Here is a 12,968-nt window from a genome sequence, read left to right as displayed (position 1 = left end):
TCCTGTTGTGAGTTGGGCGGCTCTCTACAGGATCGTCGCCGGCTTGTCGATTGGGTTGCTGCGGCGATCCTTCCGCGGTGCCGCCGGCGCGGCGGATCGTCGGTCGATTCGGGATCAGGGCCCGAAGCGCGCCGCCCGGGAAGCGCTCCGGCCTCGCGTCAGCGGCGCTCCCCGGATGCGGGTCGTACTTCGGGCAGCACGCAGGCGGAGAGGAAGGCGGCGAGATCGTCCGTGATGTGGTCGATATGCGGCTCGCGCACCGCCTCCTGCTCGAAGGCCTCGCGGTAGGGATCGGTGACCTTCGGCACCACCAGCACGGTCGCCATGCCGAGGTCGTGCGGCACCGCGAGGTTGCGGGCGATGTCCTCGAACAGGGCGGCGCGTGTCGGCTCGACGGCGTGCTTCTCCAGGAACCGCTCGTAGGTCGTGCGCTCCGGCTTCGGGACGAAGTCGGCGGCGGCGATATCGAACACGTCCTCGAAGTGGTCCAGGATGCCGAGCTTGGCGGCGACGTTCTCGGCGTGCCGGCGCGACCCGTTGGTCAGGATCAGCTTGCGCCCGGGCAGCCGCTCGATCGCGTCGCCGAGGCCCTTGTCGAGCTTGATCGACGAGTGGTCGATGTCGTGCGCGAAGTCGAGGAAGTCGTGGGGATCGATCCGCGACTCGACCATCAGCGCCGACAGCGTCGTGCCGTAGCGGTGGTAGAAGTACTTCTGAAGGGCGCGGGCCGAGATCCCGTCGAGCCCGTAGAGTTGCATCACGTACAGGGTGATGCGCTCGTCGACCTTCGGCCAGACCGCGGCGTCGCTCGGGTAGAGGGTGTTGTCGAGATCGAACACCCAGGTGTCGACGTCGGCGAAGCCGCGCGCCGCGGGCGTGGTGAACTGGGCCTTGTCGGGGTGGTGCACCGGAACCCCTCAGGTTGCTGTAGCCCTGGAATCTGGACCGGAACGGTCAAGCTCGCAAGTTCGATGCTTGCCCGGACCTTGCTTGGCCGGCCCTCCGGGGCGGTCGGGGGTACGACAATGCGCTGGGCGCGCGGAGGTTGCGCCCGCGCACCGCGGCCGGAGGCGGCGCGGTGCGCGGGCGGCCGGGTTCTCAGCCCCGGCGGATCAGGGTGCCGGCACCGTAATCGGTGAACAGCTCGAGCAGCACGGCGTGGTTGACCTTGCCGTCGAGGATGACGACCGCCTCGACGCCGCGCTCGATCGCGTACATGCAGGTCTCGATCTTCGGGATCATCCCGCCCGTGATGGTGCCGTCGGCGATCAGGCGCCGGCAATCCTCCACGGTCAGTTCGGGGATCAGCTTCTTGTCCTTGTCGAGCACGCCCGGCACGTCGGTGAGCAGCAGCAGGCGCTTGGCCCGCAGCGCCCCGGCGATCGCCCCCGCGAAGGTGTCGGCGTTGACGTTGTAGGTCTGCCCGTCCGCCCCGTAGGCGACCGGCGCCAGGACCGGGATCAGCTCGGCCTTGAGCACCGCGTCGAGGACGCCGCGCTCGACGTGGTCCGGCTCGCCGACGAGGCCCAGATCGACGGTCTGCTCCACGTGGCTCTCGGGATCGACGATGGTCTTCATCGCCCGCTTGGCGCGGACCATGTTGCCGTCCTTGCCGCACAGCCCGACCGCCCGGCCCCCCTCGGCGGAGATCCAGCCGACGATCTGCTTGTTGATCAGCCCCGCCAGGACCATCTCGACCACCTCGACGGTGGCCTCGTCGGTGACGCGCAGGCCGCCGCGGAACTCGGACTGGATGCCGAGCCGGTCGAGCATCTTGCCGATCTGCGGTCCGCCGCCGTGCACGACGATCGGCTTCAGCCCGGACTGCTCCAAGAGGACGATGTCCTCGGCGAAGTCCTCGGCCGCGGCCCGGTCGCCCATGGCGTGGCCGCCGTACTTGATGACCACGATCTCCTGGTCGTAGCGCTGCATGTGGGGCAGCGCCTGGGCCAGGACCTCGGCACGCACGTGCACGTTGGGCAGTTCGGTCATCGCGGTCCTTCACCGATCCTTGGGTCGGGTCCTCGGGGGCGGATCCGGGCCTCCCCGTCGGGCGGGGGCGCTTCTACAGGAAGCCGCCCGCGCTGCGAAGCCGCCCCGCGCGCCTTCTCCGACGAGCGCCGCGGACCGGCGGCCGACGCGGGGCGTCCCCGGGCCCGCTGTCAAACTACAGTCATCCTTCGTGGGTGTTGCATTCTCGTGACAGACTGGAGCAGATCCAGGCTGGCCCGGGTTGCATCCGCGTGCGGCCGGGATCATGTTGCATCGCAGCAAGCCGCAGGGCGAGCTGCCGGGAGGGCCCGATGCGGATTGCGATGATTGGGGCCGGATATGTCGGCCTGGTCTCCGGCGCCTGCCTGGCCGATTTCGGCCATACGGTCGTGTGCATCGACCGGGACCCCGACAAGATCGCCAGCCTCAACGCCGGCCGCATGCCGATCTACGAGCCGGGCCTCGACGTCCTGGTTGCCGAGAACGTCCGCCAGGGCCGGCTCGCCTTCCGCTCGACCATGCGGGAGGCCGTGGCCGAGGCCGACGCGGTGTTCATCGCGGTGGGCACGCCCTCCCGCCGCGGCGACGGCTTCGCCGACCTGAGCTTCGTGTTCGACGCCGCCCGGGAGATCGCCGGGGCGCTGTCCGGCTTCACCGTGGTGGTGACCAAGTCGACCGTGCCGGTGGGCACCGGCGACGAGGTCGAGCGCATCATCCGCGAGACCAATCCCGGGGCTCAGTTCGCGGTGGCGTCGAACCCCGAGTTCCTGCGCGAGGGCGCCGCCATCGCCGACTTCAAGCGCCCCGACCGCATCGTCGTCGGCGCCGAGGAGGCCAGCGCCGAGGCGGTGATGCGCGAGGTCTACCGGCCGCTCTACCTCAACCAGGCGCCGGTCATGGTCACGTCGCGGCGCACGGCCGAGCTGACCAAGTACGCGGCGAACGCGTTCCTGGCGGCGAAGATCACGTTCATCAACGAGGTCGCGGACCTGTGCGAGGCGGTGGGCGCGGACGTGCAGGCGGTGGCGCGCGGCATCGGCCTGGACAACCGGATCGGGTCGAAGTTCCTGCATGCCGGCCCGGGCTACGGCGGCTCGTGCTTCCCCAAGGACACGCTGGCGCTGGTCAAGACCGCGCAGGACGCCGGCACGCCGCTGCGGCTGGTCGAGACGGTGGTGGCGGTCAACGACCAGCGGAAGCGCGCGATGGCGCGCAAGGTGATCAAGGCCTGCGGCGGGTCGGTGCGGGGCAGGACGGTGGCGCTGCTCGGCCTGACCTTCAAGCCGAACACCGACGACATGCGCGACGCGCCCTCGCTGGCGATCGTGGCGGGCCTGCAGGACGCCGGCGCCGTGGTCCGCGCCTACGACCCCGAGGGCATGGAGCAGGCGCGGGCGCTGATGCCGGCTGTGGATTACGCCGAGAACGCCTACGCCTGCGCCGAGGGCGCCGACGCCGTGGTGATCGTGACCGAGTGGAACGCGTTCCGGGCCCTCGACCTCGACCGGCTGCGTCGGGCCATGTCGTCCGGCGAAGCGGCCCCCGTGCTGATCGACCTGCGCAATATCTACGACCCCGTGAGCGCCGCGCGCCACGGCTTTACCTATTGCGGGGTCGGACGAACCAAGGAGAGCGTCGCCCGGATCGGGTCTTGATCAACGCCGCGCGGGCCCGCGGACCCGGATTTCTGTGCGGGGGATGCGCGACATCGCGAAGGTTTCTTCCGGAATCGGCATCGATGCCGCTAGACGGACCGCGGCCGCGGAGGCGCAACTGTGGCTTTCTCGTGATCGAGCCCGCGTCTCGACAGCCGGTCCTGCGGTCCAAACTTGGCATTTTGGCCGTAGGAATTGGATAAGCTTCTGATGAATACATGTCACAGCCTCTGGCAATTTTGCCACGCAGGGATGACCTCGCGTTGGGGCTGGTTGGACACCGCAATGGTGCCACAGTAAGGGGTGAGAGGGTACTCACTCGTCGAGAGCCGAGCCGACTTCCGATAACGAGCGTGTGCGAACCGAACGTGACACAACGTACAGACATTGCGATCGTCGGACGCGCATGCCGACTGCCCGGGGCCCCCAGCGTGGACGGCCTGTGGTCACTCCTCTCCGAGGGGCGCTGCGCCGTCAGCAAGGTGCCGGCCGACCGGTTCTCCCTGGAGCGGTTCGCCCACCCGCGCGCCCATGAGCGCGGCAAGAGCTACACCTGGGCGGCGGGTGTCATCGACGACGTGTGGTCGTTCGATCCGGCGGTGTTCGGCATCTCGCCCCGCGAGGCCGAGCAGATGGATCCGCAGCAGCGGATGCTGCTGGAGCTGACCTGGGAAGCCCTCGAGGACGCGGGCCTGCGCCCGTCGAGCGTCGCCGGCAGCAATATCGGCGTGTTCGTCGGCGCCTCGTCCCTCGATTACGGCAACCTGCGCATCCTCGACGCGCCGTCGGGCGACGCCTACGCGGCGACCGGCAACACGCTCTCGATCATCTCGAACCGCATCTCCTACATCTTCGACCTGAAGGGCCCGAGCTTCACGGTCGACACGGCCTGCTCGTCCTCGCTCGTCGCCTTCGACAACGCCGTGCAGGCGATCCGGTCGGGCCGCGTGGACACCGCGGTCGTCGCCGGCGTGAACGTGCTGGCGAGCCCGTTCAACTTCATCTGCTTCTCCACCGCGCAGATGCTCTCGCGCACCGGCCTGTGTCAGGCGTTCTCCAAGAACGCCGACGGCTACGTGCGCTCGGAGGGCGGCGTGGTGTTCGTGCTGCAGTCGGCCGAGGCCGCGCGGCGCAACGGCGCCACCGTGCGCGCCGTGGTCGCCGCCTCCGGCATCAACTCCGACGGCCGGACCACCGGCATCTCCCTCCCCTCGGGCTACGCCCAGGGCGCCCTGCTGGAGAAGGTCTACCGCGAGGCCGAGATCCGGCTCGACGACCTCGCCTTCATGGAGGCGCACGGCACCGGCACGCCGGTGGGCGACCCGATCGAGGCCTCGGCCATCGGCTCGAAGCTCGGCCGCGGCCGGCAGGCGCCGCTGCCGATCGGCTCGATCAAGACCAACATCGGCCACACCGAGCCGGTCTCCGGCCTCGCCGGCCTGATGAAGGCGACGCTCGCCCTGGAGCACGACCTCGTGCCGCCGTCGCTGCACGCGGCCGAGCTCAATCCCGAGATCCCCTTCGGCGAGCTCAACCTGGACGTCGTGCGCGCGCCGCTGAAGATCGGCCGCAACGGCCGCGAGCGCTTCGCCGGCGTCAACTCCTTCGGCTTCGGCGGCACCAACGCCCACGTCGTCATCACCGACGCCCCGGCCTGGTCGAAGCCCGCCGCGGCGACCGCTGAGCCCCAGGCCCAGGTGCTGCTGCTCTCGGCGCAGAGCCGGGCGGCCCTGAACGAGCTCGCCCTCGACTACGCCGAACGCCTCGAGGCCGCCCCCGAGCAGGTCGCGACCGTGGCGGCCGCGGTGGCGCATCGCCGCGAGCGCATGCCCGCCCGCCTCGCCGTCGCGCTCGACGGCAAGGCCGACGTCGCCGCCGCGCTCCGCGCCGTCGGCGAGGGCGAGGACACGCCGGACGCCTTCACCGGCACCGCGGTCGACCGCGTCGCCGAAGTGGCCTTCATCTACTCGGGCAACGGCAGCCAGTGGGCCGGGATGGGCCGCGAGGCCTACGAGGAGAACGCGACCTTCCGCGCGACCTTCGACCGGATCGACACCCTGTTCCGGGTCTACTCGGACTGGTCTCTGAAGGACGCGCTCTACGCCGACGACCTCGACGAGCGCCTCGCGCTGACCAGCGTCTCCCAGCCGCTGATCTTCGCCATCGAGAGCGCCTCGACGGCCGCGCTCAAGGCGAAGGGCCTGATCCCGTCCTACGTGCTCGGCCACAGCGTGGGCGAGATCGCGGCCGCCGAGGCCGCCGGGATCCTGAGCCTGGAGGACGCGGTCCGGGTCATCTACTACCGCAGCCACCACCAGGAGACGACGCACGGCCAGGGCACCATGGCGGTGCTGCTGATGCCGTCCGAGGAGGTCGAGACCTTCCTCAAGGATTACCCGACCCTCGACATCGCCGCCTACAACAGCCCCAAGGCCGTCACGGTCGCCGGGCCGGTGGCCGACATCGACGCCGCCCTCAAGGCCCTGTCGCGCAAGCGCCGCCGCGGCCGCAAGCTCGATCTCGCCTACGCCTTCCACGGAAGGCTGATGGACCCGACCGAGAAGCCGCTGCTGCGGGACCTCGCGGGGCTGAAGGCGAAGGCCGGCGCCACCGCGATGGTCTCCACCGTCACGGGCAGCGTGCTCGACGGCTCCCATTTCGGCGCCGGCTACTGGTGGCGCAACATCCGCGAGCCGGTGCGCTTCTGCGAGGCGGTGCAGGACGCCACCCGCCGCGGCGCCCGCGTCTTCGTGGAGGTCGGCCCGCGCGCGACCCTGATGTCCCATGTCGGCGACGCGGTCGAGCCTCTGGGCATCGAGACCGCCACGGTCGGCGTGATGCACCGCAAGGCCTCCGGCGGCGACCCGATCGCCAAGGCGGTCAGCGCCGCCCTCGTCCAGGGCGCGCAGGTCGACGAGACGCTGCTGTTCGGCGACGCGCCGAAGGGCGACGTGCGCCTGCCCTCCTACCCGTGGCAGCGCCGCCCGTTCCGCCTCGCCGACACCACCGAGGGCGTGGGCGCGATGAGCGCCCGCCCCTACCACCCGCTGATCGGGTCGCGCACGACCTTCGACGGGCTGGAGTGGAACGGCTTCGTCGACCCGGTGACCGTGCCGGAACTGGAGGATCACAAGGTCGACGGCCAGGTGATCATGCCGGGCGCCGGCTTCGTCGAGATGGCGCTGGCCTGCGTCCGCGAGGCCCTGCGCGACGACGAGGTCGTGCTCGCCGACTTCGAGATCGTGGCGCCGATGGTGTTCGCCGAGGACGCCCTGCGCGAGGTCGCGGTGCGCCTGTCGGGCTCCGGCAACGGCATCCAGGTGCTGAGCCGCCCGCGCCTGACCCAGACGCCCTGGCAGCTCCACGCCCAGGCCAAGATCGTCGAGGGCACCTTCTCGGCTCCGAAGGCGCCGGAACTCGACGGCTTCAGCTTCGAGACCGCGGGCGACCACGTGCTCACCGGCGACGCGCTCTACGCCAAGGCCCTCGCCTCCGGGCTCGGCTTCGGCCCGAGCTTCCAGCAGGTGGCGATGAGCGCCCGGCTCGACGACGCCACCATCGTGTCCGACCTGCTGCCGGCCGAGCCCGACACCCGCTACGCCCTCGTGCCGAACCGGCTCGACGCCTGCTTCCACGGGCTGATCCTGCTGTTCGCCGACCTGCTCGGCGAGAACGGCGGCAAGGCCTACATCCCGGTGCGCTTCGGCGAGGTCCGGCTGCTGCGCCCCGGCGCGGTGATCGCCCGCTCGATCATCCGCACCCGCCGCTGCAACGAGCGCTCGATCCTGGCGGACTTCACGCTCCTCGACGCCGAGGGCGCGGTCATCGCGACGATCCGCGAGGGTCGGTTCCAGGCCCTGCGCGCCAAGAGCGGCGGCGACCTCTCGGCCTTCGCGATCTCGCAGGTGCCGGAGCTCGCCACCGAGCCGACCGCGATCCCGATGGAGCGCCGCCCGAGCGTGGCCGCCCGGCTGCGCCCGCTCGCCGCCGAGGCGAAGGGGCCGGCCGACGCCGCCCTCTCGCCGGGCCACCTGCTGCTGGAGGGCTGGGCCACGTCGCTCGCCTACCGCCTCGCCTCCGGGCTGGCGCAGGGCGCGACCGTCTCGGTCACCGACAGCCGCGTGCCGGAGGCCCTGCGCCCCTGGCTGCTGAACGCCCTCTACGCCCTGGAGAGCAGCGGCCTCGCCGAGCGCGCGGGCCAGAACTGGACGCTCGGCGACGGTTCCGCCCTGCCGGCGCCCGACGAGATCATGCGCTGGATCGCCGGTGACCACCCGGACCTCTCGGCCGAACTGGTGCTGATCGCCGATGTCGGCGCCCTGGTCGACCGGCTGCTCGCCGGCACGCTGAGCGACGCGCCGGCCCTGCCGCAGGGGGCGATCGACGCCTTCGTGCTGCGCTCGGCCACCGCGCGCCACGGCGCCGACGTGGTCGCCGACCTGATCGAGCGGAGCCGTGCCCAGCTCCCGAAGGAGCGGGCGCTGCGGGTCCTGCAGGTGGGCTTCGGCCCGCTCTCGGCCCAGACCGCGACCTTCGCGGCCGCCGCCGAGGCCCGGCTCACCGTCTTCGAGACCGACCGCCGGCTCGCCGAGCGCGCCCGCCTGTCCCTCGGACGCGCCGCCGCCGTGGTCGAGACCGCCGAGGAGCTCGCGCCCGGCAGCTTCGACCTGATCCTGGCGTCGGGCAGCCTGCACCGCGGCGACCGCGGCCTGCCGGGCCAGCTCGCCGGGGCGCTCGCCACCGGTGGCCTGCTGGTGGCCGTGGAGCCGGGGGCCTCCCTGTTCCGCGACCTCGTGTTCGGCCTCACGGCCGGCTGGTTCGAGGAGGCCGCGGGCGGCCTGCCCGTGGGCCGGCTCGAGGATATCGAGGGCTGGCAGCGCGTCCTGAGCGCCCACGGCCTGGTCAAGGTCGAGGTCGAGCGGGCCGCGTCCGCCAACGGCGACGACCTGCTGCTGACGGCCGAGGCGCCGGTGCGTCCCGGCCCGGCTCCGGCCCAGAGCTTCGCCTTCATCATCGGCTCGGACGACGAGTTCGCGGCCGAGACCGCCTCCTCCCTGGCGACCCTGCTGGTCGCGGGCGGCGTGCACGTCTCGATCATCCTCGACTCCGAGACCTCCCTGATGGAGCTGGAGAAGGAGACCCCCGACACGGTGGTGTTCCTGGCCGGCGCCTTCACCCGCGGCGGCGAGGCGTCCGAGCGGCTGCGCGACCGCTGCCTCAGCCTGAAGCGCTGCACTGAGCACCTGGGATCCCGCCAGACCAAGCTCTGGGTCGTGGCGCCCGGCGCCACCCGCGACCGCGGCGGCCAGACCACCAACATCGAAGCCGGCGTGTGGGCCTTCTCCCGCACGCTCGCCAACGAGGCCCCGAACCTCGACGTCCGCCGCATCGACCTCTCCCCCGAGATGTCGTCGAAGCGCGCCTCCGAGCGCCTGCGCGACCTCATCCTCTCCGGCACCCCGGAGACCGAGATCGTGCTGGACGACGAGCGGACCCAGGTCGTGCGCTTCCACGCCGGCCGGCCGCAGCACCGGGATCCGGCCGATGCCGTCCCGGCCGAGGCCGCGCGCCTGGAGCGCAGCAACACCGGCGGCCTCAGCGAGATGGTCTGGGGTCCCGCCGAGCGCCGCACCCCCGGCAAGGGCGAGATGGAGATCGCGGTCGAGGCCACCGGCCTCAACTTCCGCGACGTTCTCTGGGCGCTCTCGATGCTGCCCGAGGAGATCCTGGAGGACGGATTCGCCGGCCCCCGCCTCGGCCTCGAGTGTGCCGGTCGCGTCACGGCCGTCGGTCCGGGTGTGAAGGGCTTCAAGGTCGGCGATCCGGTCGTCGCCTTCGCCCAGTCCGGCTTCGCCACGCACATCGTGGTGCCCGACCTCGTCGTCGCGCCGATGCCGCAGGGCCTCGACCCGATGGCGGCCGCCACCGTGCCGGTGGCCTTCCTCACCGCCTATTACGGCCTCGTCTCCTGCGCCCGGATGCGGCGCGGCGAGTGGGTGCTGGTCCACGGCGGCGCGGGCGGCGTCGGCCTCGCGGCCCTGCAGATCGCCAAGCTGAAGGGTGCGCGGGTCATCGCCACCGCCGGCTCCCGCGAGAAGCGGGCGCTCGTGAAGGCACTGGGCGCCGAGCACGTGCTCGATTCCCGCTCCCTCGCCTTCGTGGACGAGGTCCGGGCGATCACCGGTGACGGCGTCGACATTGTGCTGAACAGCCTGTTCGGCGAGGCGATGGAGCGCTCGCTCAACGCGCTCCGGCCCTTCGGCCGGTTCGTCGAGCTGGGCAAGCGCGACTACGTCGCCAACACCCATATCGGCCTGCGCCCGTTCCGGCGGAACCTCAGCTACTTCGGCGTCGACCTCGACCAGGTGATCCAGCACCAGGGCGACGACGGCGCGCGGATGTTCCGCGAGGTGATGGCCCTGTTCAACGACGGCGGCCTGAAGCCCCTGCCGTACCAGCCCTTCACGGCGGCCGAGACCTCGGACGCGTTCCGGCTGATGCAGCAGTCCGGCCACATCGGGAAGATCGTGATCAGCCCGCCCAAGGCCGGCACAATCATGAAGGACACGGCCCGGCCGTTCACGGTCTCGGCCGAGGGCGTCCACCTGCTGACCGGCGGCCTCGGCGGCTTCGGCCTGGAGGCGGCGCGGTGGCTGATCGACCGCGGTGCCAAGCACCTCGTGCTGGCCGGCCGCAAAGGCGCGGCCACCGACGAGGCCAAGGCGATCGTCGCGGAGCTCACCGCGCGGGGCGTGACCGTCGAGGCCAAGGCCGTCGACATCACCAGCCGCGCCTCGGTGGACCGGCTCATCGCCGGGATCGAGCAGGGCGGCAAGAAGCTGGCCGGCGTGCTCCACGCGGCGGCGGTTCTCCAGGACGGCCTGATCTCCAACATCGACGCCGCGGCGCTCGACGCGGTGATCGGCCCGAAGGTGATCGGCGCCCAGCACCTCGATGCCGCCACCCGCGACCGGAGCCTCGACTACTTCGTCCTGTTCTCCTCGGCGACGACCTTCATCGGCAATCCCGGCCAGGGTTCCTACGTGGCCGCCAACGGCTTCATGGAAGGTCTGGCGCGGCAGCGCCGCCGCCGCGGCCTGCCCGCGCTGGCGGTGGCCTGGGGAGCCATCGGCGACGTCGGCATGCTCGCCCGCAACAAGGCGGTCATGGAAGGCCTCGCCGGCCGCGTCGGCGTCACGCCGATGGAGGCCCGCCGCTGCCTCGACCTGATGGCCGAGGCGCTGGGAAGCCAGGGCGCGTCCCCGGACGAGGCCGTGATCGCGATCGCGGCGATGCACTGGGGCAAGGCGCGCGAGCGTCTCGCCACCATGCGCTCGCCGAGCTACGCCGAGCTCGGGTCCGACCAGCAGGCCGAGGCCGGCGGCGTCCAGGCGATCAACATCGGGGCCCTGCTCAAGGGCGGTGATATCGACTCGGTCCGCAAGACCGTGTCGGACGCGATCGTCGAGGACATCGCCCGCATCCTGCGGCTGCCGAAGGACGACATCAGCCGCGTGCGCCAGCTCTCGGAGATCGGCCTCGACTCGCTGATGGGCGTCGAGCTCGGCGCCAGCCTGCAGGAGCGCTTCGCCCTCGACGCGCCGCCCGCCGGACTTTCGTCGGGCATGACCGTCAATGAGCTGTCGGAGTCCTTAATTCAGGCGGTTTCCGCGCCCATGGACGAGACGGCCGGCGTCGCGATGAGCCTCGTCTCGAAGCATGTCGGCGGTGAGGTCGATGCGCAGATCCTCGCGCCTCTCAAGGAACTCATCGAGCAGACGTCCAGCGAGATCAAAGAGACCAACTCATGACCGACACGGCACGGCCGGACGGTGGGCGCGCGGCGCTCGCCGGCTTCGTGACCAACCGGCTCGGGCGCGCGACGCCGCGCCCGGCCCCCGTCAAGACGGCCTCTCCCGCCGGCAAGTCGGCGGCGCAGAACTTCGAGAACCTGCCGGGCTACCGCGAGCTGAAGCTCCAGCGCCAGGCGGCCGATCTGATTGGCCTGGGCAACCCGTTCTTCCGCGTCCACGACGCCAAGGCCGGGGCCACGACGCGGATCGACCAGAAGAGCTTCACCAACTTCTCGTCCTACGATTACCTCGGCCTCAACGGCCACCCCCGGGTGAGCAACGCTGCCCGGGAGGCGATCGAGGCCTACGGCACCTCGTCCTCGGCGAGCCGCGTGGTCGCGGGCGAGCGGCCCGGGCACATCAGCCTCGAGCAGGCGCTGGCCAAGCACTACCAGTCCGAGGGTTGCGTGGTGATGGTGAGCGGCCACGCCACCAACGTCACGACCATCGGCGCGCTGCTGGAAGCCGGCGACGTGATCTTCCACGACGCCCTGTCGCACAACAGCATCGTCACCGGCGCGCAGCTGTCCGGTGCCCAGCGTCGCTCCTTCGCGCATAACGACCTCGACGCGCTGGAGACCCTGCTCCAGTCGACCCGCCACGAGCATCGCCGGGCGCTGATCGTGGTCGAGGGCCTCTACAGCATGGACGGCGACGCGCCGGACCTCGCCGGGCTCGTGGCCCTCAAGAAGCGCTACGACGCGTGGCTGATGGTCGACGAGGCGCACGGCCTGGGCGTCACCGGCCGCACCGGCGCCGGCCTGTTCGAGCATTGCGGTGTCGATCCCCGCGAGGTCGACATCTGGATGGGCACGCTGTCGAAGACGCTGTCCACCTGCGGCGGCTACATCTGCGGACCGATCGCGCTGATCGAGTACCTGAAGCACACCGCCGGCGGCTTCGTGTACAGCGTCGGCATGTCGCCGCCGCTCGCGGCCGCCGCCGAGGCGGCCCTCGCGGTGATGCATGCCGAGCCGGAGCGGGTCGAGCGCCTGCGCCAGAACGGCACCCTGTTCCTGGCCACCGCCAAGAAGCTCGGCCTCGACACCGGCTTCAGCCTCGGCCTCGCGGTCGTGCCGATCATCGTCGGCGACTCGCTGAAGGCGGTGACGCTGTCGGACCGGCTGTTCCGGCGGGGCATCAACGTGCAGCCGATCATCCACCCGGCTGTGCCGGAGCGGGCCTCGCGCCTCCGCTTCTTCCTCACGTCCGAGCACACCCCCGACCAGATCCGCGACACCGTGAACGCGGTGGCCGAGGAGCTGGCCGCCATCGACAAGGGCGGCTCGCTGATCGAGCAGCTCCTGGCCAAGCGGGTCTGAGCCCGGCCGGGGCCGCGGGCCCCGGTCGCCTGAGAGCCTCACGAAGCCGAAGGGGGCGCGGATGACATCCGCGCGCCCTTCGGCATTCGAGCGACCGGTCTCCGCGGCCTCGGTCGGACGCGCGCATCGGCAGGATCGACGCGACG

General features: G+C 71.4%; 5 protein-coding genes. 3 read left to right on the top strand and 2 right to left on the bottom strand.

Going from position 1 to position 12,968, the window contains the following annotated elements; translation table 11 throughout:
• Positions 1–158 precede the first annotated feature (158 nt).
• Entirely contained in the window at positions 159–908 is a 750-nt protein-coding gene (locus LOK46_RS05045) for a pyrimidine 5'-nucleotidase (RefSeq protein ID WP_273562771.1), read from the bottom strand.
• Between the two features lie 190 nt (positions 909–1,098).
• On the bottom strand, positions 1,099–1,992 hold the full coding sequence (gene argB / locus LOK46_RS05040) for an acetylglutamate kinase (protein WP_273562770.1): 894 nt from the start codon (positions 1,990–1,992) through the stop codon (positions 1,099–1,101).
• 311 nt (positions 1,993–2,303) lie between these two features.
• Here argB and LOK46_RS05035 point away from each other — a divergent pair, with 311 nt between their 5' ends.
• The 3 genes from LOK46_RS05035 to LOK46_RS05025 all read left to right on the top strand — a co-directional run bounded on the left by LOK46_RS05035 (position 2,304) and on the right by LOK46_RS05025 (position 12,822).
• A complete protein-coding gene (locus LOK46_RS05035; RefSeq protein ID WP_273562769.1) occupies positions 2,304–3,647 on the top strand; it encodes a UDP-glucose dehydrogenase family protein in 1,344 nt (447 codons plus the stop codon).
• Positions 3,648–4,015: 368 nt separating this feature from the next.
• Positions 4,016–11,458, top strand: a complete 7,443-nt coding sequence (locus LOK46_RS05030; RefSeq protein ID WP_273562768.1) for a type I polyketide synthase — start codon at positions 4,016–4,018, stop codon at positions 11,456–11,458.
• Positions 11,455–12,822 carry an aminotransferase class I/II-fold pyridoxal phosphate-dependent enzyme gene (locus LOK46_RS05025; protein ID WP_273562767.1) on the top strand — a complete coding sequence of 456 codons (1,368 nt, stop codon included), beginning with the start codon at positions 11,455–11,457 and terminating at the stop codon, positions 12,820–12,822. Before LOK46_RS05030 ends, LOK46_RS05025 begins: the two co-directional genes overlap by 4 nt.
• Positions 12,823–12,968: the final 146 nt, after the last annotated feature.

This window comes from Methylobacterium sp. NMS14P (assembly GCF_028583545.1).
Classification (GTDB): Bacteria; Pseudomonadota; Alphaproteobacteria; order Rhizobiales; family Beijerinckiaceae; genus Methylobacterium.
Note: the sequence above shows the minus strand (reverse complement) of the source record. Positions and strands in the feature narration are given on the sequence as shown.

Coding starts and splice junctions, on each gene's coding strand:
- argB (WP_273562770.1), bottom strand. CDS start 1,992: ATGACCGAACTGCCCAACGTGCACGTGCGTGCCGAGGTCCTGGCCCAG.
- LOK46_RS05035 (WP_273562769.1), top strand. CDS start 2,304: ATGCGGATTGCGATGATTGGGGCCGGATATGTCGGCCTGGTCTCCGGC.
- LOK46_RS05025 (WP_273562767.1), top strand. CDS start 11,455: ATGACCGACACGGCACGGCCGGACGGTGGGCGCGCGGCGCTCGCCGGC.